We start from the raw sequence: 24,084 nt of genomic DNA on the forward strand, positions 1-24,084 counted from the left end.
GTTTGACAAAAGACATCGGAATATTTAATAATAGTGAGGATTTAAGTTTACACTTTGTTTTTCGTGTTTATAATGATGTTCATCATAAAGAATTTTTAATGATTGCCTGTTAGATAGGTGCAATTAACATAAATATGAATTGTGAAATGTATAAAGAGAGAACACCTCTTAAGGGGGATTTTGAGTATGGCTGATTATTTAGTCATCGTTGAGTCGCCAGCAAAGGCGAAAACGATTGAGCGTTATTTAGGAAAAAAGTATAAAGTAAAAGCTTCAATGGGGCACGTAAGGGATTTACCGAAAAGTCAGCTCGGTGTTGACACTGAGCATGACTTCGAACCGAGATATATTACGATTCGCGGGAAAGGCCCGGTTTTAAAAGAATTAAAAACAGCGGCGAAAAAAGCAAAAAAAGTCTATCTCGCAGCTGACCCCGATAGAGAGGGAGAAGCGATTGCTTGGCATTTAGCACACAGCCTTGACCTTGACCTCTCTTCTGACTGCCGCGTTGTTTTTAACGAGATTACAAAAGATGCGATTAAGGATTCCTTTAAGCATCCACGTATGATCAATATGGACTTAGTTGATGCGCAGCAGGCAAGACGGATTTTAGATCGTCTCGTTGGGTATAAAATCAGTCCGATTTTATGGAAGAAAGTGAAAAAGGGCTTAAGTGCCGGACGTGTTCAATCAGTTGCACTCCGCCTGATTATTGATCGCGAGAATGAAATTAATGAATTTAAACCAGAAGAATACTGGACTATTGACGGTACATTCCTTAAAGGAAAAGAAAGCTTCGAAGCGAGTTTCTTTGGCCTCAATGGCAAAAAACATCCATTGAAAACAAAAGAAGATGTAAAAGAAATCCTTTCGAAATTAAAAGGAAGCAAATTCTCTGTAGAGAAAGTAACGAAAAAAGAGCGGAAACGTAATCCAGCCGTTCCGTTTACGACTTCTACTTTACAGCAGGAAGCTGCAAGAAAATTAAACTTCCGTGCGAAAAAAACAATGATGATTGCACAGCAATTATATGAAGGAATTGATCTTGGTAAAGAAGGTACAGTCGGTCTCATTACATATATGAGAACGGACTCAACACGTATTTCCAATACGGCGATTGAAGAAGTATCTGCTTTCATTGATCAGACGTACGGCAAGAATTTCTTAAACACAACAAAACGACCGGCCAAAAAGAATGAAAATGCACAAGATGCTCACGAAGCCATCCGCCCGACTTCTACGTTAAGAAAACCGGCAGATGTCAAGCATGTGCTAAGCCGCGATCAGCTTCGTCTGTATAAATTGATTTGGGAACGATTCGTGGCAAGCCAAATGGCGCCTGCTGTTCTTGATACAATGAGTGTGGATCTTGATCATAACGGTCTTACTTTCCGTGCGAATGGCAGTAAAGTGAAATTTCCTGGGTTTATGAAGGTTTATGTGGAAGGAAAGGACGACCAGCTAGAGGAAAAGGACAAAATGCTTCCTGATCTCAAAGAAGGGGATACAGTTCTTTCAAAAGATATCGAACCTGAACAGCACTTCACACAGCCGCCTCCGCGTTACACTGAGGCAAGATTGGTCAAAACACTTGAAGAGCTCGGTATAGGCCGTCCATCTACGTATGCACCAACATTAGATACGATTCAAAAGCGCGGCTATGTCGCACTTGATAATAAACGATTTACTCCGACAGAGCTTGGAGAGATTGTACTCAACTTAATCATTGAATTCTTCCCTGAAATCATTAACGTTGAATTTACAGCGAAAATGGAAAAGGAACTTGATAGTGTTGAAGAAGGTACGACCGAATGGGTTCGTATTATCGACAGCTTCTATCAAGACTTTGCAAAACGGGTAGAAAAAGCTGAAGCAGAGATGCAAGAAGTTGAGATTGAGCCGGAATACGCCGGAGTTGATTGTGAAGAGTGCGGACATCCGATGGTGTACAAAATGGGTCGATACGGTAAGTTCATGGCTTGCTCTAACTTTCCTGACTGCCGTAACACAAAACCAATTGTCAAAGATATCGGTGTCAAATGCCCGTCATGTCATGAAGGAAACATTGTTGAACGAAAATCGAAGAAACGCCGCATTTTTTACGGCTGTGATCGTTTTCCAGAGTGTGAATTCGTCTCTTGGGACAAACCAATTGAAAGAAAGTGTCCAAAATGCGAAAATATGCTTGTAGAGAAAAAGCTGAAAAAAGGCGTTCAAGTTCAATGTGTGAACTGTGATTATAAAGAGGAACAACAAAAATAGCGGTGAGCAGCCTTGTTCACCTGCTTTTTTATGTCATCAAACAGACCTTACGAAATAGGAGAGTTGTACAATGAGTCAATTTGTAAATGTGATCGGAGCCGGTTTAGCTGGAAGTGAAGCAGCATGGCAAATCGCTAAACGAGGCATTAAAGTCAATTTATATGAAATGAGACCTGTGAAACAAACGCCGGCTCACCACACAGATAAATTTGCGGAGCTTGTATGCAGCAACTCACTGCGTGCGAATGCTTTGACAAATGCAGTAGGTGTATTAAAGGAAGAAATGCGTCATTTAGATTCAGCTATTATCGCAGCAGCAGATGAAAGCTCAGTTCCTGCTGGCGGCGCGCTTGCAGTAGACCGTCATGAATTTGCAGCAAACGTGACAGACCGCGTGAAAAATCATCCGAATGTTACTGTCTTTCAAGAAGAGGTGCAGAGCATTCCAGAAGGTCCGACAATTATCGCGACTGGCCCGCTGACATCTGAAGCACTTTCCAAAGAATTAAAATCGTTAACAGGAGAAGAATATCTCTATTTCTACGATGCAGCAGCACCTATTCTAGAGAAAGACAGCATTGATATGGATAAGGTGTACTTGAAATCTCGCTATGACAAAGGAGAAGCTGCTTATTTAAACTGTCCAATGACAGAAGAAGAATTCGATCGTTTTTATGAGGCGCTCATTTCTGCTGAAACTGTACCATTAAAAGAATTTGAAAAAGAAATCTTCTTTGAAGGCTGTATGCCAATTGAAGTCATGGCGAAAAGAGGAAAGAAAACGATGCTGTTTGGTCCGATGAAGCCAGTAGGACTTGAAGATCCGAAAACAGGCAAAAGACCTTACGCTGTTGTTCAATTAAGACAGGATGATGCAGCAGGTACTTTATATAACATCGTTGGCTTCCAGACACATCTGAAGTGGGGCGATCAAAAGGAAGTATTCCGTTTGATTCCAGGTCTTGAAGAAGCAGAGATTGTCCGTTACGGCGTGATGCACCGTAATACATTTATTAACTCGCCAAGCCTTTTAAGACCGACTTATCAGTTTAAAAATAGAGATGATCTATTCTTTGCCGGACAAATGACAGGCGTTGAAGGGTATGTCGAGTCCGCAGCGTCGGGACTAGTGGCTGGTATTAACGCCGCTCGTTTTGTCAAAGGAGAAGAGCTTGTGACACTTCCGGAGGAAACGGCGATTGGCAGTATGGCTCACTACATCACATCGACAAACAAGAAAAGCTTCCAGCCGATGAATGCGAATTTTGGTTTGCTGAAAGATCTAGGAGTTCGAATTAAAAACAAACAAGAACGTTATGCAGAGTACGCTAAGCGTGCAATCGAAACTATTCAAACTATTTCGAAATCTCTGTAGTAAAACATTGCACGGAAAGCAAGATATGTGATACCATTTAAAAGCCTTAAAGAGGTGTAAAAATGACGAATAAACAGCGTCTTGTCCACTTATTCATTGAATATCTGCAAATTGAAAAAAACTATTCAGCTTTAACGATCTCAGGATATACAGAAGCCATTGAAGAGTTTGTCAGATTTATGAACATTCAAGGAATAGACGGTTTTGAAGAGGTATCCTATCAAGATACGAGAATTTATTTAACAGAAGCTTATGAAAAAGGCCTGACAAGAAGAACGATTAGTAAGAAAGTCTCTGCGCTTCGCAGCTTTTATAAATTTCTATTAAGAGAACAGCTTGTGAAAGAAAATCCTTTTTTACTCGTTAGCTTACCAAAGCAGGATAAGCGGATTCCTTCATTTCTGTATGAAGAGGAACTAAAAGAGCTTTTTACAGTTTCTGATGTCAGCACACCACTTGGGCAAAGAAATCAAGCCATTTTAGAACTTCTTTATGCAACAGGTATGAGGGTCAGTGAGTTATGTTCATTAAAAGAATCTGATCTTGATTTATCGATGGATACAGTGCTTGTTCATGGGAAAGGCAGCAAACAGCGGTATGTTCCTTTCGGGTCATATGCTCATGAAGCGCTCATTACTTATTTAGAGGATGGAAGGCAAAAGCTGAAAGCTAAGGGGAAAGACCGTGCTGATACTCATGTGTTTTTGAATCAGCGCGGGACGCCTCTTACAGACAGAGGTGTTCGATTCATTCTCACTGAATTAATGAAAAAGGCGTCAGGTACATTACATATCCATCCTCACATGTTGAGGCACACCTTTGCCACGCATCTCTTAAACGAGGGAGCAGATTTGAGAAGTGTTCAAGAACTTCTCGGTCATTCAAATTTATCATCTACACAGGTGTACACGCATGTATCAAAAGATTCTTTAAGAAACACGTACATGTCTCATCACCCAAGGGCTTTTAAACGATCCTAAAAGGAGGTTTTTTCATGTCATCATTTCATGCAACAACCATCTTTGCCGTTCAACATAAAGGAAAAAGTGCAATGGCTGGCGACGGTCAAGTTACTTTCGGGCAGGCTGTCGTGATGAAACACACAGCAAAAAAAGTGCGCCGTCTTTTCGGAGGCAAGGTGCTTGCAGGTTTTGCAGGTTCAGTAGCAGATGCTTTTACACTCTTTGAAAAGTTTGAAACAAAGCTTGAAGAATATGGTGGTAACTTAAAGCGGGCAGCCGTAGAACTAGCGAAGGAATGGCGAAGTGACAAGATGCTAAGGCAGCTTGAGGCTATGCTCATCGTCATGAATAAAGAAAGTATTTTGCTCGTCTCTGGAACTGGAGAGGTCATTGAACCAGATGATGGGATTTTGGCAATTGGCTCAGGCGGCAACTATGCGCTTAGCGCCGGGAGAGCTCTCAAAACCCATGCAGGTGATCATCTCACAGCGAGAGAAATTGCAAAGGCCGCTCTTGAAACGGCCGGAGAAATCTGTGTCTACACGAACGATCAAATCACTTTAGAAGAGCTTGAATAGAAAGGACATGAGACGTATGGAGAAAAAGCCGTTTACCCCAAGAGAGATAGTTGAAAAGCTTGATCAATACATCATTGGTCAGCTTGATGCGAAAAAAGCAGTGGCGGTGGCTTTAAGAAACCGTTACAGAAGAAGTCTTTTACATGATAAGCTAAAGGATGAAGTCGTTCCTAAAAACATTTTAATGATCGGCCCAACAGGTGTGGGGAAAACAGAAATTGCCCGCAGAATTGCTCGAATTTCTGGTGCGCCTTTTATTAAAGTGGAAGCGACGAAGTTTACTGAAGTGGGTTATGTCGGCCGTGACGTAGAGTCCATGGTGAGAGATTTAGTTGAAACAGCGATTAGACTTGTCAAAGAAGAAAAGATGAAAGATGTTCAAGAAGAAGCAGAAAAACAAGCAAATAAACGTCTTGTTCATTTACTTGTTCCTGGTAAGAAAAAGAGCCAGTCTGTGAAAAATCCTTTTGAGATGCTGTTTGGCGGTTCTGATGAAGATGACCGTGATCGAGATCATTCAAATGAAGAAGTGGAACTCGAATCGACAAGAAAGCGAATCGCTCATCAGCTGGCTATGGGAGAACTTGAAGATCATTACGTCACGATTGAAGTAGAAGAACAGCAGCCTTCCATGTTTGATATGCTTCAAGGCTCGGGTATGGAGCAAATGGGTATGAACATGCAGGATGCGCTCGGCAATCTCATGCCTAAAAAGAAAAAACGCAGAAAGCTGACTGTCAGAGAAGCAAGAAAGGCGTTAACGGCTGAGGAAGCTTCAAAACTGATTGATATGGATGAAGTCAGTCAGGAAGCGGTCTACAAAGCAGAGCAGCAAGGAATTATTTTTATCGATGAAATCGACAAAATTGCCAAAAGCGGTGGTGCATCATCTGCAGATGTTTCTCGTGAAGGGGTTCAGCGTGATATTTTACCGATTGTAGAAGGTTCAACTGTGATGACGAAATATGGTGCCGTTAAAACTGATCATGTGCTGTTTGTTGCAGCAGGTGCATTTCATATGGCAAAGCCATCAGATTTGATTCCGGAGCTTCAGGGACGTTTCCCAATCCGTGTAGAATTAGATAAATTAAGTATAGAAGACTTTGTGAAAATCTTAACGGAACCAGATAATGCATTATTAAAGCAATATAAAGCTTTACTTGAAACAGAAGGTATATCTCTTGAATTTTCTGACGATGCTATTCATAAGATTGCCGAAGTGGCTTATCATGTCAATCAGGAGACAGATAACATCGGTGCAAGAAGGCTTCATACCATACTTGAGAAGCTGCTTGAAGAGCTTTCATTTGAGGCGCCTGATATTACGATGGAGACAGTGACCATTACCCCTCAGTATGTCGAAGAGAAGCTAGGAAAGATTGCAAATAACAAAGATTTAAGTCAATTTATACTTTAACAAATGAATAAAGTAATCTAGGAGGATCATTATTATGGCGTTACTACAAAAAACAAGGATTATTAACTCAATGCTGCAAGATGCAGCGGGGAAACCAGTTAATTTTAAAGAAATGGCAGAAACACTGAGAGATGTCATTGATTCAAACATTTTCGTATTAAGCAGAAGGGGAAAGCTTCTTGGCTACTCCATTAATCAGCAGATCGAAAATGCACGTATGAAAAAAATGCTTGAAGATCGTCAGTTCCCTGAGGAATATACAAAGAGTCTATTCAATGTCCCTGAAACGTCTTCAAACCTTGATATTAACAGTGAATATACAGCTTTCCCGATTGAGAACCGTGACTTATTCCAATCAGGCTTAACAACAATTGTCCCAATTATCGGCGGAGGAGATCGTTTAGGTACGTTAATCCTGTCCCGCTTACAAGATACATTCACAGATGATGATTTAATTCTTGCTGAATACGGGGCAACAGTTGTTGGAATGGAGATTCTTCGCGAGAAAGCAGAAGAAATCGAAGAAGAAGCAAGAAGCAAAGCGGTTGTCCAAATGGCGATTAGCTCTCTTTCATATAGTGAGCTTGAAGCGATTGAGCACATTTTTGAAGAGCTGGATGGAAACGAAGGTCTTCTTGTCGCAAGTAAAATTGCAGATCGTGTAGGGATTACGCGTTCAGTGATCGTAAACGCCTTACGTAAGTTAGAAAGTGCAGGCGTAATCGAATCTCGTTCTCTTGGAATGAAGGGAACGTACATCAAAGTGTTAAACAACAAATTTTTAATTGAACTCGAAAATTTAAAATCTCATTAATCAAAAACCCTTTTTGGCCGAAATAAATGCTGAAAAGGGTTTTTTTATGTGAAAAAATGAGGATTTGTCCGAAAAATGTCACTCTTTTTTCCAAGAAACCCCTTACAAATCTGTAGTGCTTTGAATCTAGGCCTTTATACCTATTCATAAAATAGATATATATTACGAGTTTTTTTTACATATACATCATAGACTTTAATCCTATTATTTCTTACAATGAACATATGGTTTTACAAATCTCGACATGATTAAATGGAATGAAATACATATGATTGGAGGTATATGGTTTTGGATATATTTTCTGGAACGATAAGCAACCTTGAGAATGCCTTGGGCAGAGCGAATGTTAAGCAAAAAGTCATAAGCAATAATATCGCGAATATAGATACACCGAACTACAAGTCGAAAAACGTCGCATTCCATGACATGCTAAATGATGCGTCAATCAAATTAGATGCTAAAAAAACGTACCAAGGTCACATTGATTTTTCAAAAACAGGGTCTAATTATTCAGTTGTTTCGAGCAACCGTACTTCTTATCAAGAAAACGGAAATAATGTCGATATTGATCAAGAGATGAGTGAACTCGCTAAAAACCAAATTCAGTATAATGCGCTGGTGGAAAGAATGAGCGGGAAATTCAATTCTCTTAAAACAGTTTTGACAGGAGGTAAGTGATGTCGATCTTTTCAGGAGTGAACGCTTCGGCCTCAGCATTAACGGCACAGAGGCTCAGAATGGACGTTGTATCCTCAAACCTTGCAAATATGGATACGACAAGAGCTAAACAGGTCGATGGCAACTGGGAGCCTTATAGACGTAAGCTTGTCACATTACAGCCGTCAGGTGAATCGTTTTCATCTATATTGAACTCAAGTATGAATTCGAGCGGCAAATTAGGAAACGGCGTCAAAGTAACAAAGATTACTGAAGACGAAACTCCATTCAACCTTCAATATGATCCTACAAATCCCGATGCCAATGAAAATGGATATGTTCAAACACCAAATGTCGATCCATTAAAAGAAATGGTCGACCTCATCAGCAGCTCAAGATCATATGAAGCAAACGTGACTGCTCTAAATGCGAATAAAAGCATGCTGATGAAAGCTTTAGAAATAGGAAAGTAAGGTGAAAACAATTGGTTAATGCAATATCTCCTTTCCAGCTTCAAACTGCTCAGCAAGCAAGTGAATTGACGAATGCAACGCCCATTCATGCGGCTGCACCTAAAAGTCAAACGAATTTCTCTGATGTGCTGAAGAATTCCATTGAGGCATTAAATCAATCACAGCTGAAATCAGACCAGTATACAAATGCGCTTGCACAAGGAAAAGATGTCAATCTCGATGAAGTCATGATTGCTTCACAAAAAGCGAGTGTCACACTCACAGCTGCAACAGAGTTTCGAAATAAAGCAGTCGAAGCGTACCAAGAGATTATGAGAATGCAGATGTAGGAGGTGCTGGTGGACAAAAAAAGACTGAATGGAATGACCGGGGGTTAAGATGAATCGTACTTTAATGCAATTAAGAACAAAAACAGTTGAGTTTTGGCGAAATCGATCAAAATTACAAAAAATACTCATGATTGGCGGCGTTGCTGCCCTAGCAATCATTATTACGGTTGTTAGCATCTTTGCTTCTTCTGAAAAAATGGTTCCGCTCTTTAGAGACTTGTCTGAGGCAGAAGCTGGACAAATCAAACAGGAACTAGATGGCAAAAACGTTAAATCGGAACTTGCAAACAATGGAACAACGATTCTCGTTCCAGAAAAGCAAGCAGATTCTTTAAAAGTAACACTCGCATCCGAAGGGCTCCCTAAGACAGGCAACATTGATTATTCCTTCTTTGCAAACAATTCAGGCTTCGGTTTAACAGATAATGAATTTGATGTTCTGAAAGTAGACGCAACTCAGACAGAACTATCCAATCTGATCAACACAATTGATGGGATTAAAGATTCAAAAGTGATGATTAACCTGCCAAAAGATTCCGTTTTTGTTGGAGAAGAGCAAAGTAATGCATCAGCATCCATAGTGCTGCAAGTTGAGCCGGGCTACACGCTCACACCGCAGCAAGTAAAAGGCCTTTATCATCTTATTTCAAAAAGTGTGCCGAATTTAAAAACAGAAAACATTGTCATTATGGACCAAGATTCCAACTACTACGACTTAAACACCAGCTCCGATTCCTATGCAAGTGGAATGGATGCACAGCAGCAGAAAAAAGAGGAAATCGAAAAGAATCTTCAAAGAAAAATTCAGCAGCTGCTCGGAACAATGATGGGTCAAGATAAAGTGGCTGTATCGGTCACAACAGACATTGATTTTACTGAAGAAAAAAGAAAAGAAGACCTAGTAGAACCTGTTGATAAAGAAAACATGCAGGGGATTGCTGTCAGCGCTGAAAAGATTGCTGAAACTTATTCAGGTAACGGCGCAGCAGCTGGAGGCACCGCTGGAACAGGTGACGATGATGTCACAAATTATCAAGGTGCCGATGGAGCGAATGGAAGCGGAGATTACGAAAAGAGCGAAGATCGCATCAATTATGAAGTCAACCGCATTCATAAAGATATCAAAGAAAGCCCTTATAAAATTAGAGATGTTGGCATTCAAGCATTGGTCGAACCACCAACTGCAAACGATGTAAACTCTTTAACGGCTGAAAGACAAGATGATATCAAAAAGATTCTTTCAACGATCATTAGCACATCGATTGATAAAGAATACACAAATGGTCAAGCGCTCACTCAAGCCGACTTAGATAACAAAATCGTTTTATCTGTATCAAAATTAGACGGTAAACAGCAAACTGCGGCAGATAACCCTTCAAACAATATTCCAATTTGGGTTTATATTGTAGGCGGTGTGCTTCTACTTGCAATTATCGCTCTTATCATTCTTCTTGTACGCAAGCGTAGAAGAGATGAGGAAGAAGAGTTTGAGTTTGATGAACGTACACCAATCGATGTTCCTGATATCGACACTGAACCAGAAACAGAAGAAATGGTGAGAAAAAATCAGCTTGAAAAAATGGCAAAAGAAAAACCAGAAGACTTTGCTAAATTGCTACGCAGCTGGCTGTCCGAGGATTAGGAGGAATACACATGTCGAGAAAAGATCCAAATCGACTAACAGGCAGACAAAAAGCAGCAATCCTAATGATTTCCTTAGGGCTAGACGTGTCAGCATCTGTATACAAACATCTGTCTGAAGACGAAATAGAAAAATTAACATTAGAAATTTCCAATGTACGAAGTGTAGATACTGCTAAAAAAGATGAAGTCATCGAAGAGTTTCACAGCATTGCCATCGCGCAGGACTACATATCGCAGGGCGGTCTTATGTACGCAAGACAAGTGCTTGAAAAAGCGCTTGGTGAGGACAAAGCGGACAGCATCTTAAACAGGCTGACATCCTCTCTTCAAGTGAAACCATTTGATTTTGCTCGAAAGGCTGACCCAGAACAAATTTTAAACTTTATCCAGCATGAGCATCCACAAACGATAGCACTTATCCTTTCCTACTTGGATCCAGTGCAGGCTGGGCAAATTTTATCTGAGTTAGGCGAGGAAGTACAAACTGAGGTTGCGAGACGTATTGCCTTAATGGACCGTACATCTCCAGAGATCATCAATGAGGTGGAGCGTATTCTTGAACAAAAGCTCTCTTCAACCTTTACGCAGGACTATACGCAAACGGGCGGAGTCGAAGCGGTTGTAGAAGTGCTAAATGGTGTAGACCGTGCAACTGAGAAAACCATTTTAGACACACTTGAAATTCAAGATCCAGAGCTTGCTGATGAAATTAAGAAACGTATGTTTGTCTTTGAAGATATTGTCACTCTTGACAGCAGAGCGATTCAGCGTGTCATCAGAGATGTTGAAAATGATGACTTATTGCTCGCACTCAAAGTGGCAAGCGAAGAAGTCAAAGAAATTGTCTTCCGCAACATGTCACAGCGGATGGTCGAAACATTCAAAGAAGAAATGGAGTTTATGGGGCCTGTCCGGCTTAGAGATGTCGAGGAAGCACAAACCCGTATTGTCAGCATCGTAAGACGACTTGAGGAAGCTGGAGAAATCGTCATAGCTCGAGGCGGAGGAGACGATATCATTGTCTAGGATTATCAAACATGAAACATCTGTTATTCCTGAACAAGGGCGGCAAACGATTCCTTTACAGCAAGTAAACTTTAAAAGAGAACATCACGAAGAAGAGCTTGTCAATGAAACTGAAGCATCGCAGCTAGTACTCAGTGATGCAGAAGATCAAGCGAGCCGCATATTAGAACAAGCAAACAGTGAGCTGGAAAAAACAATGGCTGAAATCAATCAGCGCCGGACTGATTTTGAAGAGGAAAGAATGCAGCTCATTGAAGAAGCGAAACAAGCAGGTTATCAAGAAGGCTTCCAAAAGGGCGAAGCAGATGCGAATATGCAGTACCAAGCTATTCTTGATCAAGCAAATGACATCGTCAGTCTTGCAAGGCAGGATTACGAAGAAAAAATTGAAAGCTCTGCTGAGCAAATTGTAGAACTCGCTTTTGAACTCGCCAAACGCGTTTGGAATGCAGCTGAGGACACGAAAGATCCATTTTTGGCTCTTGTGAAGCAGGTCATTTCAGAAGTGAAAGAATATGATGATATTTCCATCTATGTTGACCCTGAACATTACGAGCATGTGATGGAATATAAAGACGAATTGATTAGAATCCTTCAAAAGGATACACACCTTGCCATTTACTCGGATGAAAAAGCGCCAAAAGGAACTTGTTACGTAGAAACAAGTTTTGGAAAAGTGGAAGCGAGTGTTGATACCCAAATGAATCAGTTGAAAGAAAAATTATTAGAAGTCATTGATTCAGGTGATCACAAATGAAAATGGATGTACTAAAAGAAACGATTGAAACTGCCGATCCTTATAAACGATTTGGTAAAGTCAATCGAGTGGTTGGGCTCATGATTGAATCTAAGGGGCCGGAGAGTTCGATCGGAGATGTTTGTCTCATTCATAAAAAAGGGAGCAAGCACCATCCAATAAAAGCAGAGGTCGTAGGGTTTAGAGATGAAAACATTCTGCTCATGCCTTATGTAGAAGCATCCAATATTTCACCAGGAAGTCTTGTTGAAGCGACGGGTGAGTCGCTGAAGGTCAAAGTAGGAACTGGATTAATAGGTGAAGTCGTTGATGCCTTCGGTCATCCGCTTGATGGCAGTATGCTTCCAAAGGGACTTGCACCTGTTTCGACAGATCAGTCACCCCCAAATCCAATGGACAGGCCGCCTATTCGAGAAAAGATGGGTGTTGGTGTTAGAGTCATCGACAGTCTGCTCACAGTTGGCACTGGTCAAAGGATCGGGATTTTTGCCGGAAGTGGTGTTGGAAAAAGTACCTTAATGGGGATGATTGCAAAGCAGACAGAAGCAGACCTGAATGTCATTGCCCTTGTTGGAGAGCGTGGCCGTGAAGTTCGTGAGTTTATTGAAAAGGATTTAGGTTCTGAAGGACTGAAGCGATCAATTGTTGTCGTTGCTACTTCTGACCAGCCTGCACTGACGAGACTGAAAGCTGCGTATACAGCAACAGCTATTGCGGAGTATTTCAGGGACAGAGGCAAAAATGTCATGTTCATGATGGATTCTGTTACGAGGGTCGCCATGGCGCAAAGGGAAATAGGACTCGCAACTGGCGAGCCGCCAACAACAAAAGGATATACACCTTCAGTGTTCGCTATACTGCCAAAATTGCTCGAACGAACTGGGACAAATCAGCTTGGTTCCATCACAGCGTTTTACACAGTGCTTGTTGATGGAGACGATATGAACGAGCCGATCGCTGATACAGTGAGGGGGATCCTTGACGGGCACATTGTACTTGATCGTGCTTTAGCCAACAAAGGACAATTTCCCGCTGTTAACATTTTGAAAAGTATCAGCCGTGTCATGAGTAATATCGCAAGTCATGATCACAAGGAAGCGGCTAACCGGTTCCGCCAGCTTTTGTCCACTTATCAAAACGCTGAAGACCTCATTAATATTGGAGCATATAAAAAAGGCTCCTCCAAAGATATTGATGAGGCCATGCAGGCTTATCCTCATCTGATTTCATTTTTGAAGCAGGATGTAGAAGAGGCTGTATCTATTGAAGACAGTGTGAGTTTATTGCTCAGTTTGATGAATAGAGAGGATTGACAAAAACAGTGAGATATCAATACAAATTTCAAAAGCTCTTAGAACTGAAAGAAAGTGAAAAAGACAAGTCACTCGCAGCGTACCAACAATCCGTTTCGGCATTTGAGCAAGTCGCTGAAAAACTCTATGAAAATATGAGTAAAAAAGAGCTAATGGAAAAAAGCAAAGAAGAAAAGCTGAGAAGTGGAATGAGTGTTCAAGAAATGCGTCATTACCAGCAATTTGTGACCAACTTAGATAACACCATTCAGCATTATCAGCAGCTTGTGATCATGAAACGTCACCAAATGAATGAAAAACAATCTGATTTAACTGAAAAAAACATTGAGTTTAAAAAGTTTGAAAAAATGAAAGAAAAGCAATTTGAAAAGTTCTCCCTTGAACATAAGGCAATTGAAATGAAAGAAATGGATGATATCTCTATCAGCCAATTCATGTTTCAAGGACATTAGGAGTCGAGATGAATGCCTAAGAAGGAAAAAACGAAGGAATCAGGCGGCGGGAAATTTCAATGGATCTTGTTTATTGTCATCATCCCATTGATTGTGCTTGTGATTGTCACTGGCACGATCCTTTATATGGCAGGTTTTGATCTAAAAAAACCGCTCCAAAACATTCCGGTGATTAGCAGCTTAGTTGGTTCAGATGACACCTCAAAAACGTCATCTTCACCTAATGATCAAAGCGATGCAGAGTTGAAAGAACTGAAAAAGACCATTAAAGAGCAAAAAAATGAGCTCGAAATTGCACAAAAAGATTTGAAAACAAGTGATGAAGAGATTAAAAGATTGAATCAAAAAATCAACTCACTTGAAAAAACATCTGAAAATGATGCAAAGAATACGTCTGCCAATGACAGTTCATCGAATAACAGCTCATCAAATAACACGTCAGATAATAACTCAGCAGGGACCTCCCCTGATGCAGCGGCATCCTCTAATCAGCAGACAAAAGGAAAGGTCGCCAGCATTTATGAAAGCATGGACCCAGGGAAATCCGCCAAAATTTTATCAGAACTAAGTGATAAAGAGGCGTTAAAAATCCTTGAAGAGCTGAGCAAAAATAAACTGACAGACATATTAGCAAAACTGACACCTCAGAAGGCAGCAACGTTTACAAAAGAGCTTGCCAAAAAAGAAGAAAGTGAAAATGGGGGTGGACAATAAGTGAAGCTATTGGATATTGGAGCCTTACAGCAATCTTCTCAAGGTCTCTCAGGGCTAAAAGGAGACGGCGCTGCATCTGCACGCGGTTTGTTTAAACAATTGCTTAGCGGAGCAGGCGCTCAAAGCGGTCCTGTTCATGCTGAAACAGCCGCTCTTGCCTCTCTTTCTATCAATGATGCGATGCAAATTGTTGAAAAATGGATGCAATCACCTGAAGAAGGAATGAGCGCAGACTTACTCAGTGCGCTTCAAACACTACAAGGTCAAACGCTTGAATCATCTGATCTCAAGTCACTTGAAGAACTATTTCAAAAAATGGAATCTTCCATTTACGGTGATCAAGCTGAAAAGCCAGGTTCTGAGCATAGTGAACAGCTCATACAAGTCCACTTCTTCATCTATCAATTGCTCAATCAACAGCCGCTCAGCTTTGATGCGAAACTTGTGCAGGATATTGAAGGGAAAGGTCAAGACTTTATCCACTTTCTTTCGAAAAACGGGGTAGATGAAAAACTCATTCAGCAAGTAAAAGAGCAGTTCTTCTCGCAGGGTTCAGCGCCAAAGTTGAATTCGATGACTCAAAGTGAGCTAAAGCACTTTAATCAGCTAATCGACCATATGATGGCGAATGCGAAAGGGTCTGACAAAGAGTGGAAAATTTCACTAGGAGAGTTGAAGGAACTAATCTCTCCAAAACAAGAATCTACACTCGCTTCTCCGGCAAAAGGGAATGCATCTCTTGAGTGGCTCATCAAAAAAGAAGTCGTTAAAGGACAAAGCGCTGCTGCACCAGCTTCTGAAAAAATAATGACCCACTCGCTTCTGCCAGGTCATAAGCAGTTTTTCCAACTGCAGTCAGCGGGTCCTGTTCAGCAGACACAAACGACTGATGAAAAGCCAGGAACGGTTGATCAGCAAATTCTAAACACGTGGAAGCAAATGAAATTCACGCCGTTTGGTAATTCAAGCGGACGCTTTACCGTTCGATTAAATCCTGAAAATCTTGGATTCATTACCATTCAGCTAACGAAGCAAAACGGTATGTATGCGAGTAAAATTACAGCCTCGACGCAAGCAGCGAAAGAGCTGTTAGAGCATCATCTGCCGCAGCTCAAGCAGGCGCTTCCAAATATGTCGGTTCAAGTGGACCGTTTCCATATACCGCTTCAATCAAATGAGCAGCCGTTATTTGGACAGTTTAGTGAAGAAAACAAGCAGCAGCAGCCAAAAGGACAGAATTTCCAGCAGACTGATGAACAGGAAACAGAATTCCAAGATGTACTGGATGCTCTTGTTGGGTCAGATGAAGAAGAGGAGGAGATCTAATGGCAACAGTTGATGCTACGAATAGAACAGCCGCACAAGCAGACACTTCTTCAAAAGCAGAAAAGAAAACAGATACGCTTGGCAAAGATCAATTCTTGAAAATTTTGCTCACGCAGCTTCAAAACCAAGATCCGACAAACCCGCTTGATGACCGTGAGTTTGTCACGCAGCTTGCGACATTTTCATCTTTAGAACAGCAAACCAATATGAACGATTCGATCACCAAGCTGAATCAGCTCATGTCTACATTTGTTGCACACCAAGATCCGTTTACGACGTATGTAGGCTGGATTGGTAAAGAAGTATCGGGCAAATTGGATGATAAAGAGATATCGGGCACTGTGAAGTCTGTTAAAAACATAGACAATGAATACTTACTTGTTTTAGAAGATGGAACGAAAATCAGCCCTTGGGATGTTACAGCAGTTGGAGAAAAAACGAAGTAATTCGAGGAGGAAAATAAATGTTACGCTCACTTTACTCAGGAATTAGCGGAATGAAAAACTTCCAATCAAAATTAGATGTGGTAGCCAACAACGTAGCCAACGTCAATACACACGGATACAAAAAAAGCCGTATCACGTTTAAAGATATGGTCAGCCAAACCATTTCAAGCTCAGGTGGACCAACGAACAACTCTGGTTCAATCAACTCAAAACAAATTGGTTTAGGATCATCTTTATCTTCTATTGATAAAATCATGAAATCAGGTTCTTCTCAAAATACAGACGAACCATTTGATTTCTATATTAATGGAGATGGATTTTTCCGTATTCAAAAGCAAGGTGAAATCCTATTTACAAGAACAGGGAACTTCAAACCTGATTCAAATGGGGATTTGGCAACACCTGATGGAAACTATCTACTTGGCATGGATGGGCAAAGAATCAACATTCCAAGCGACAATGTGTCAAGTGTCAGTGTTGGGCCAGATGGGACCGTTTCTGTTGTTGAGAACAACGTTTCTCGTACTGTTGGGCAAGTATCACTTGTGTCATTCAGTAATGCAGGAGGATTAGACAAAGTTGGGGATAACCTATACCGCCAAACGCTCAGTTCCGGTGCGCCAAGTAATGCCATTGCTCCTGGAAGTCAAGGAACAGGTGAACTTCAAACAGGGAAACTTGAAATGTCAAACGTTGATTTAACAGACGAGTTTACCGAAATGATTATCGCGCAGCGTGGATTCCAATCGAATGCAAAGACGATTACAACATCTGATGAAATTCTGCAAGAGCTTGTGAATCTGAAACGATAGGAGGTAGGGGGAGCGGATGCTCGCTTCTCTGCTTAATATGATTGAAGTGACAAGATTAAATGGCAAAGGATTTATGCTGAACGCTCTCCATATCGAGCAAATCGAAAGTTTTCCAGACACGACCATTACTTTGGCCAATGGAAAGAAATTCGTTGTGAAAGAAGATGAAGAGCAGCTTCAAGAGAAAATCATTTCTTTCTACAGAAAAATCCAAGTCATTTCATTGAATCAAGGAATAGAGGAGTTTGAATGAAGAAGAAATTAGTCGTAGTAATGCTAATCATGGTTATTGCCATCGTCGGAATTGGAGCAGGCATCTTTTTTCTGCTGAATGGATCAGACGAAGCAAAAGCTGAAAAAGAGCCAACAGCAGATGAAGTCGTAAAAGCTTCTGTTGAAATTCCTGAGATTATCACCAATTTAAAGTCTGAAGGAAATGCTGTCAAACTTGTCCTGAATATTGAAACGGACTCTGAAAAAGCAAAATCAGAGCTTGAGAAAAGAAGTTTCCAGGTAAAAGATGCTGTAATCGACATTTTATCAGACACGAATGCAGATGAACTTGATGGCAAAAAAGGCAGAGAACATTTTAAAACACAAGTCAAAAACAAAGTGAATAACTATTTGCAAGATGGCAAGGTGAAAGAAGTATATATAACCTCCTTTAATCTGCAATAGAGGCGATTAATTAACGCGATGGAGGTGAAGAAATGTCAGGAGAAGTGCTTTCCCAGAATGAGATCGACGCATTATTATCCGCCATCTCAACAGGCGAAATGGATGCAGAAGAGCTGAAAAAAGAGGAAACGACGAAAAAAGTGAAGGTGTATGACTTTAAACGTGCACTGCGCTTTTCAAAAGACCAGATTCGAAGTTTAACAAGGATTCATGATAACTTCGCTAGACTGCTCACCACGCATTTTTCAGCGCAGCTAAGATCATATATTCAAATTACTGTCAGCTCGGTTGACCAAGTACCATACGAAGAATTTATTCGTTCGATTCCTAATATGACATTATTAAACTTATTTTATGTCAGCCCGCTTGAAGGAAGAATCATGCTTGAAGTAAACCCAACAATCGGCTATGCGATGATGGACAGGCTGATGGGCGGGATTGGCATTAGTCATAATAAGACAGAATCACTTACAGAAATTGAAACAAAGATTATCTCAAACATGTTTGAGGGAGCTTTGGAAAATTACAGAGAAGCGTGGCAGTCCATAACCGACATCGAGCCTGAAATGGCAGATTTCGAGGTAAATCCCCAGTTTGTTCAAATGGTGTCACCAAACGAAACAGTTGTCGTCATTTCTCTTAATACACAGATTGGCGAGGTAAGCGGGGTTATTAACCTATGTATTCCTCACGTTGTATTAGAGCCTATTATTCCGAAGCTGTCTGTACACTACTGGATGCAGTCTGAACGAAATGAACCAAAACAGCAAGAAACAAAGGCCATTGAAAAACGGATTATGAAGGCAAAAATACCGGTAGTCGCAGAGCTGGGACAATCGGAAATGACGGTGGAAGAGTTTTTGAATTTGGAAATTGGTGATTGTATTGCCTTGGACAAACCAGTAAATGCGCCTCTTACTGTTATGGTCGGAAATAAACCGAAATTCTTGGGACAGGCCGGCCGCGTGAATCGGAAACAGGCGATTCAAATTCTAGATCACGACATAAGAGGTGAAGAAGATGGAGAATAACGGAAGTAAATTATCACAAGACGAAATCGATGCGCTCCTTAAAGGAGGCAGCAATGACGATATAGAGCCTGATACAGTCCTTTCTGCAATGGAGCAAGATGCTATTGGAGAAATCGGAAATATTTCATTCGGCAGCTCTGCAACAGCACTTTCAACCCTATTAAATCAAAAAGTGGAGATTACAACTCCAACTGTTACAGTGATTCAAAAAAGTATGCTGAATGAGGAATTTCCTCATCCGTATGTTGCTATTGAAGTGAATTATACGGAAGGCTTCAGCGCAAGTAACCTGCTTGTCGTCCAGCAAACAGATGCAGCAGTTATTGCGGACTTAATGATGGGTGGAGACGGGACAAATGCTGACCCTTCTTTAAGCGAAATTCACTTAAGTGCAGTACAAGAAGCAATGAACCAAATGATGGGTTCTGCTGCGACATCCATGTCGACTGTCTTTAATAAAAAGATTGATATTTCTCCGCCGCGCGTCGAATTACTTGATGTGAAAGAAGGAGAAGGGACAGACCGCATTCCAGCTGAAGAAATGCTTGTCAAAGTATCCTTCAGATTAAAAATAGGTGAACTCATCGATTCAAATATTATGCAGCTTTATCCTATTACATTTGCGAAGGATTTAATCGCAGAATTAACAGATCCTGCGCAAGAAGAAGAGCCGGTTCAAGAAGAAGTGAGTGCACCTGAACCTCAGCCGGCAGCTCCGCAAACGCAGTCTGCCCCAGCGCAGCAAGCAGCACCGCCGAAAAGACAGGCGAAGCCAAAGCCGGCAGCACCTGTAAATGTGGCGCCAGTTGAATTTGAATCGTTCAGTGAGCCTCAGCATACAACAAACCAGCTTGGAAACCTTGACATGCTGATGGACATTCCGCTTTCCATTACGGTGGAACTTGGAAGAACTCAGCGCAGTGTAAAAGAAGTTCTTGAGCTTTCAGCAGGAAGTATCATTGAACTGGACAAACTTGCTGGTGAGCCAGTAGACATCCTAGTTAACAAACGAATCGTCGCCAAAGGGGAAGTCGTTGTCATTGATGAGAACTTTGGTGTTCGTGTGACTGACATTTTAAGCCAGTCAGAAAGACTTTCTAATTTAAAATAAACAAACATACAGGGAGAGAATAAGTAAATGGCTACTAAGGTATTAATCGTAGATGATGCAGCATTCATGAGAATGATGATCAAGGATATTCTTGTAAAAAACGGATTTGATGTAGTAGGAGAAGCAGAAAACGGTGCACAAGCAGTTGAAAAATATAAAGAAACATCTCCTGATCTTGTCACAATGGATATCACAATGCCAGAAATGGACGGAATCACTGCACTAAAAGAAATTAAACAAATCGATGCTTCTGCAAAAATCATCATGTGTTCTGCAATGGGGCAGCAGTCAATGGTTATTGACGCGATCCAAGCAGGTGCAAAAGACTTTATCGTGAAGCCATTCCAGGCAGACCGCGTACTTGAAGCAATTAATAAAACGTTAGGCTAAAAAAGGGTGTAAGATTTGTTGAAAAAACGTTTGATATGTATAGCAATGATCAGTTTTATGCTTTTCTTGACGATGCAGCCTGCCTCACTGTTTGCCGAAACGAAAGATCCTGAGAATGGCACAGTGAATGACTGGCTCAAAGGTGAGAAAGAAAGCAAAAAGGATACAGAGAAGAAAACCACTGACAATCAAACGAATCCGGCAGAAGAAGTTCCCTCTTCTTCTGTCTCCATTATGGATTTTGTCAAAATGATTGGTGCCTTACTTTTTGTCATCCTGCTTATTTATGGTTTAGTGAGATTTGTTGGTAAGCAAAACCGCTTACTCAAACCATTTCGCTATGTTGAAAATATCGGCGGAACGACAGTCGGACAAAACCGTTCAGTCCAGCTGATCAAAGTGGGAAAACGAGTATTAGTTGTCGGCGTAGCAGACTCAATCCAGCTACTAAAAGAAATTGATGATGAACAAGAATGTGAAGCGATCGTGAAACAATATGAAGAAGCGATGGAAAGCAAAACCGATTTACCAAAAATGGTTCAAAAATTCACATCGCAGATAAAGAAACATGATCAGCCGACCACTTCTTCTTTTTCAGCCAATTTAAAGGCGCAGCTAGCCGAATTGAAAAAGACCCAATCAGAAGTCAGAAAGAAAGGCCCGAAACAAAATGAATGAGTTTATCGATTTATTTAATTCCAGCGGTGCAGGAAATATCAGCACATCTGTCCGTCTTCTTTTACTTTTAACAGTATTTTCGGTTGCACCGGGCATTCTCATTTTAATGACGTGTTTTACACGGATTGTGATTGTTCTTTCATTCGTCAGAACATCACTTGCAACCAACTCAATGCCGCCAAACCAAGTGCTTGTTGGACTTGCGTTGTTTCTCACATTTTTTATCATGGCACCCACGTTCTCACAGATTAATAAAGAGGCGCTGACGCCGCTTTTAAATGATGACATCACGTTAAATCAGGCGTATGAAAAAGCCGAAGTGCCTATTAAAGAGTTTATGAGTAAACATACAAGACAAAAAGATTTGGCTTTATTTCTTAGCTACGCAAAAATGGATACACCTGAATCGATTAAAGATATTCCTTTAACGGCGATGGTTCCCGCTTTTGCCATTTCAGAATTAAAGACGGCATTTCAAATTGGTTTTATGATCTTTATTCCATTTTTAATTATTGACATGGTGGTCGCAAGTGTTCTGATGTCAATGGGGATGATGATGCTTCCGCCGGTTATGATATCGCTCCCTTTCAAAATATTGTTATTTGTTTTAGTCGATGGATGGTATTTGATCGTTAAATCTTTGCTGCAAAGCTTTTAGAGTAGGTGCTTAAAACATGAGTTCAGAATTTGTCATTACGATGGCTGAAAGATCAGTGTATGTGGTATTGCTTGTGAGTGGGCCGCTTCTAGCGCTCGCACTCATTGTGGGACTGATTGTCAGTGTGTTTCAGGCGACAACCCAAATTCAAGAACAGACGCTTGCGTTTATTCCTAAGATTGTTGCAGTACTCATTGGACTTGTTGTGTTTGGTCCATGGATGCTTTCAACAATCGTGTCCTTTACGACAGAGCTGTTCTCGAATTTAGATCGATTTGCAGGTTAATAAGCGATGTCAATTATAGAATTATTCCCTGCTTTTCTTTTAGTTTTTATTCGGATCACCGCTTTTTTTGTGACAGTACCGCTTTTAGCGCATAGAACGATCCCGGCTGTACACAGAGTTGGATTCTCACTGTTTTTAGCTGTCATTAGTTTTAGCACCATAAAAGAACCGCCAGCACTCGACATAGACGGTCTTTATATGATGCTTGCGGTGAAAGAAGCAATGGTCGGACTTCTGCTTGGGCTGATTGCATACATCATGGTGTCCGCTGTTCAAATTGCCGGCTCATTCATTGATTTTCAAATGGGTTTTGCGATTGCCAATATTATTGATCCGCAAACAGGGGCGCAGACGCCGCTGATGGGACAGTTTTTTTATACGGTCACATTGCTGTTGATGCTGGCAACAAACGCACATCACCTGCTGCTTGATGGAATCTATTACAGCTTTCAATACATTGCAGTTGATCAATACGCATTGAATTTCGGCAGTGAATCCTTTGCTTACTTTATCGCAAAGAGCTTCAACCAAATGTTTATCATCGCCTTTCAAATCTCGGCACCTGTCGTGGCAAGTCTGTTTTTAGTCGACTTGGCGCTGGGGATTGTGGCACGTACAGTTCCGCAAATGAACGTATTTGTGGTTGGACTTCCTATTAAAATGGGTGTGAGTTTTATTATGATCATCATCTGTATGGGCGTCATCTTCGGTGTTGTCCAAAATACATTTGAAACGATTGTACTCACCATGAGGAATTTCTTAGCATTGGTCGGTGGTTCGTCATGATGACAAGGCTTAGACTAGACTTGCAATTTTTCGCAGGTGAAAAAACAGAAAAAGCAACGCCGAAAAAAAGGCGGGATTCACGTAAAAAAGGACAGGTTGCCAAAAGCACCGACGTCAATACAGCCATCTCATTTCTATTAATCTTTTTATCATTCTTTTTTATTGGGCCTTTTATGAAAGAGCGGATTATCGCGCTCATAGAACGTTTTTATTCAACAACCATGCTAATGAAGGTTAGCACATCTAATATTCATCAATTATTCTTGGAATTGCTTCAGGAAACAGGGCTCCTCCTCATGCCAATCCTTGGTGTTGGTATGCTGGCGGGCATTATCAGTAACTATTTACAAGTCGGCTTTCTCTTTTCACCAGAAGTGATCAAACCGAAATTAGAAAAGCTTGACCCAATCAAAGGGTTTAAACGGATATACAGTATTCGAGCCCTCGTAGAGCTATTAAAATCCATTTTGAAAATTGGCTTTGTAGGCTTTGCGACATTTATTGCTCTTTGGATGCACTTTGACGAAATTCTGCGGCTTCCTTTATTAACAGCAGAGGAAACCCTTCATTTCGTTGCAAATATGACCTTAATTATGGGGCTGTATGCTGCTGGTGCTCTTCTGATCTTAGCAGGGCTTGATTATATGTATCAGAAATTTGATTATGAAAAAAACTTGCGGATGTCCAAACAAGACATCAAAGATGAGTATAAAAAATCAGAGGGTGACCCGCTCATCAAATCAAAGATTAAACAGCGTCAGCGGGAAATGGCCATGAGACGGATGATGCAGGAAGTCCCTAAAGCGGACGTCATCATTACAAACCCAACCCACTATGCCATTGCTTTAAAGTATGATGAAGAAAAAATGGACGCGCCCTTTGTTGTGGCAAAAGGAACGGATATTTTGGCTTTGAAAATTAGAACGATTGCGAAAGAGCACGATATCATGACCGTAGAAAACCGGCCGCTCGCCCGCGCGCTCTATGATCAGGTCGACATCGACCAAGCGGTGCCGGAAGAATACTTTAAGGCCATCGCAGAAATTTTAGCTTACGTCTATAAAACGAAACAAAAGATTTTATGAATTTTTGGTTTTAAAAGGAGAGAA

Annotated in this window: 28 protein-coding genes; all 28 read left to right on the top strand. The window is 41.0% G+C overall.

The window, feature by feature from the left end:
* The first annotated feature begins 186 nt into the window (after positions 1–186).
* The 28 genes from topA (at position 187) to flhB (ending at position 24,060) form a co-directional block, all read left to right on the top strand.
* The gene (gene topA / locus NSQ25_RS07755) at positions 187–2,262 is read left to right on the top strand and encodes a type I DNA topoisomerase (protein ID WP_061109839.1); all 2,076 of its coding nucleotides are present in this window, start codon (positions 187–189) and stop codon (positions 2,260–2,262) included.
* A 70-nt stretch (positions 2,263–2,332) separates the two neighbouring features.
* Positions 2,333–3,637: an FADH(2)-oxidizing methylenetetrahydrofolate--tRNA-(uracil(54)-C(5))-methyltransferase TrmFO gene (gene trmFO, locus NSQ25_RS07760; protein ID WP_024424183.1), complete on the top strand. Its 1,305-nt coding sequence runs from the start codon at positions 2,333–2,335 to the stop codon at positions 3,635–3,637.
* A 62-nt stretch (positions 3,638–3,699) separates the two neighbouring features.
* Positions 3,700–4,617 carry a tyrosine recombinase XerC gene (xerC, locus tag NSQ25_RS07765; protein ID WP_034281771.1) on the top strand — a complete coding sequence of 306 codons (918 nt, stop codon included), beginning with the start codon at positions 3,700–3,702 and terminating at the stop codon, positions 4,615–4,617.
* 14 nt (positions 4,618–4,631) lie between these two features.
* Positions 4,632–5,177: an ATP-dependent protease subunit HslV gene (gene hslV, locus NSQ25_RS07770; protein WP_034281773.1), complete on the top strand. Its 546-nt coding sequence runs from the start codon at positions 4,632–4,634 to the stop codon at positions 5,175–5,177.
* A 16-nt stretch (positions 5,178–5,193) separates the two neighbouring features.
* Positions 5,194–6,594 carry an HslU--HslV peptidase ATPase subunit gene (gene hslU, locus NSQ25_RS07775; RefSeq protein WP_024424180.1) on the top strand — a complete coding sequence of 467 codons (1,401 nt, stop codon included), beginning with the start codon at positions 5,194–5,196 and terminating at the stop codon, positions 6,592–6,594.
* Between the two features lie 34 nt (positions 6,595–6,628).
* Positions 6,629–7,408 (top strand): GTP-sensing pleiotropic transcriptional regulator CodY, encoded by a 780-nt coding sequence (gene codY / locus NSQ25_RS07780; protein WP_007499612.1) that lies wholly within the window; start codon positions 6,629–6,631, stop codon positions 7,406–7,408.
* 288 nt (positions 7,409–7,696) lie between these two features.
* Positions 7,697–8,086: a flagellar basal body rod protein FlgB gene (flgB, locus tag NSQ25_RS07785; protein ID WP_012009952.1), complete on the top strand. Its 390-nt coding sequence runs from the start codon at positions 7,697–7,699 to the stop codon at positions 8,084–8,086.
* Positions 8,086–8,538: a flagellar basal body rod protein FlgC gene (gene flgC, locus NSQ25_RS07790; RefSeq protein ID WP_024424179.1), complete on the top strand. Its 453-nt coding sequence runs from the start codon at positions 8,086–8,088 to the stop codon at positions 8,536–8,538. The genes flgB and flgC overlap by 1 nt, the downstream gene beginning before the upstream one ends.
* Positions 8,539–8,549: 11 nt before the next feature.
* Positions 8,550–8,867 (top strand): flagellar hook-basal body complex protein FliE, encoded by a 318-nt coding sequence (gene fliE / locus NSQ25_RS07795; protein ID WP_070325817.1) that lies wholly within the window; start codon positions 8,550–8,552, stop codon positions 8,865–8,867.
* A 49-nt stretch (positions 8,868–8,916) separates the two neighbouring features.
* On the top strand, positions 8,917–10,509 hold the full coding sequence (fliF, locus tag NSQ25_RS07800; RefSeq protein ID WP_024424177.1) for a flagellar basal-body MS-ring/collar protein FliF: 1,593 nt from the start codon (positions 8,917–8,919) through the stop codon (positions 10,507–10,509).
* An 11-nt stretch (positions 10,510–10,520) separates the two neighbouring features.
* Positions 10,521–11,537: a flagellar motor switch protein FliG gene (gene fliG / locus NSQ25_RS07805; RefSeq protein WP_034281776.1), complete on the top strand. Its 1,017-nt coding sequence runs from the start codon at positions 10,521–10,523 to the stop codon at positions 11,535–11,537.
* Positions 11,530–12,294, top strand: a complete 765-nt coding sequence (fliH, locus tag NSQ25_RS07810; RefSeq protein WP_034281779.1) for a flagellar assembly protein FliH — start codon at positions 11,530–11,532, stop codon at positions 12,292–12,294. The genes fliG and fliH overlap by 8 nt, the downstream gene beginning before the upstream one ends.
* A complete protein-coding gene (gene fliI / locus NSQ25_RS07815) occupies positions 12,291–13,607 on the top strand; it encodes a flagellar protein export ATPase FliI (protein WP_217008594.1) in 1,317 nt (438 codons plus the stop codon). The genes fliH and fliI overlap by 4 nt, the downstream gene beginning before the upstream one ends.
* An 8-nt stretch (positions 13,608–13,615) precedes the next feature.
* Positions 13,616–14,059: a flagellar export protein FliJ gene (fliJ, locus tag NSQ25_RS07820; protein WP_024424173.1), complete on the top strand. Its 444-nt coding sequence runs from the start codon at positions 13,616–13,618 to the stop codon at positions 14,057–14,059.
* Between the two features lie 12 nt (positions 14,060–14,071).
* A complete protein-coding gene (locus NSQ25_RS07825; protein ID WP_056766436.1) occupies positions 14,072–14,773 on the top strand; it encodes a MotE family protein in 702 nt (233 codons plus the stop codon).
* Positions 14,774–16,099: a flagellar hook-length control protein FliK gene (locus tag NSQ25_RS07830; protein WP_214755214.1), complete on the top strand. Its 1,326-nt coding sequence runs from the start codon at positions 14,774–14,776 to the stop codon at positions 16,097–16,099. It abuts the gene before it with no gap.
* The gene (flgD, locus tag NSQ25_RS07835; RefSeq protein WP_024426978.1) at positions 16,099–16,545 is read left to right on the top strand and encodes a flagellar hook assembly protein FlgD; all 447 of its coding nucleotides are present in this window, start codon (positions 16,099–16,101) and stop codon (positions 16,543–16,545) included. The genes NSQ25_RS07830 and flgD overlap by 1 nt, the downstream gene beginning before the upstream one ends.
* Before the next feature lie 17 nt (positions 16,546–16,562).
* Positions 16,563–17,357, top strand: a complete 795-nt coding sequence (flgG, locus tag NSQ25_RS07840) for a flagellar basal body rod protein FlgG (RefSeq protein ID WP_034281786.1) — start codon at positions 16,563–16,565, stop codon at positions 17,355–17,357.
* Between the two features lie 37 nt (positions 17,358–17,394).
* Positions 17,395–17,610, top strand: a complete 216-nt coding sequence (locus NSQ25_RS07845; RefSeq protein WP_008344794.1) for a flagellar FlbD family protein — start codon at positions 17,395–17,397, stop codon at positions 17,608–17,610.
* Positions 17,607–18,035: a flagellar basal body-associated protein FliL gene (gene fliL / locus NSQ25_RS07850; RefSeq protein ID WP_111927358.1), complete on the top strand. Its 429-nt coding sequence runs from the start codon at positions 17,607–17,609 to the stop codon at positions 18,033–18,035. Before NSQ25_RS07845 ends, fliL begins: the two co-directional genes overlap by 4 nt.
* 32 nt (positions 18,036–18,067) lie before the next feature.
* Positions 18,068–19,066: a flagellar motor switch protein FliM gene (fliM, locus tag NSQ25_RS07855; protein ID WP_024424167.1), complete on the top strand. Its 999-nt coding sequence runs from the start codon at positions 18,068–18,070 to the stop codon at positions 19,064–19,066.
* Positions 19,056–20,177 (top strand): flagellar motor switch phosphatase FliY, encoded by a 1,122-nt coding sequence (gene fliY, locus NSQ25_RS07860; protein ID WP_111927360.1) that lies wholly within the window; start codon positions 19,056–19,058, stop codon positions 20,175–20,177. The genes fliM and fliY overlap by 11 nt, the downstream gene beginning before the upstream one ends.
* A 27-nt stretch (positions 20,178–20,204) precedes the next feature.
* Positions 20,205–20,567, top strand: coding sequence for a response regulator (locus NSQ25_RS07865; protein ID WP_007499584.1), 363 nt, complete (start codon positions 20,205–20,207; stop codon positions 20,565–20,567).
* Between the two features lie 57 nt (positions 20,568–20,624).
* Positions 20,625–21,245, top strand: coding sequence for a flagella biosynthesis regulatory protein FliZ (fliZ, locus tag NSQ25_RS07870; RefSeq protein ID WP_231293995.1), 621 nt, complete (start codon positions 20,625–20,627; stop codon positions 21,243–21,245).
* Positions 21,238–21,903: a flagellar type III secretion system pore protein FliP gene (gene fliP / locus NSQ25_RS07875; RefSeq protein ID WP_008354479.1), complete on the top strand. Its 666-nt coding sequence runs from the start codon at positions 21,238–21,240 to the stop codon at positions 21,901–21,903. Before fliZ ends, fliP begins: the two co-directional genes overlap by 8 nt.
* Positions 21,904–21,919: 16 nt before the next feature.
* Positions 21,920–22,189, top strand: a complete 270-nt coding sequence (gene fliQ / locus NSQ25_RS07880) for a flagellar biosynthesis protein FliQ (protein ID WP_003211206.1) — start codon at positions 21,920–21,922, stop codon at positions 22,187–22,189.
* A 6-nt stretch (positions 22,190–22,195) separates the two neighbouring features.
* Positions 22,196–22,975 carry a flagellar biosynthetic protein FliR gene (gene fliR, locus NSQ25_RS07885; protein WP_024426982.1) on the top strand — a complete coding sequence of 260 codons (780 nt, stop codon included), beginning with the start codon at positions 22,196–22,198 and terminating at the stop codon, positions 22,973–22,975.
* The gene (gene flhB / locus NSQ25_RS07890) at positions 22,972–24,060 is read left to right on the top strand and encodes a flagellar biosynthesis protein FlhB (RefSeq protein ID WP_029707677.1); all 1,089 of its coding nucleotides are present in this window, start codon (positions 22,972–22,974) and stop codon (positions 24,058–24,060) included. The genes fliR and flhB overlap by 4 nt, the downstream gene beginning before the upstream one ends.
* Positions 24,061–24,084 lie beyond the last annotated feature (24 nt).

The organism is Bacillus sp. FSL R5-0512 (genome assembly GCF_038593295.1).
GTDB classification, from domain to species: Bacteria; Bacillota; Bacilli; order Bacillales; family Bacillaceae; genus Bacillus; species Bacillus safensis.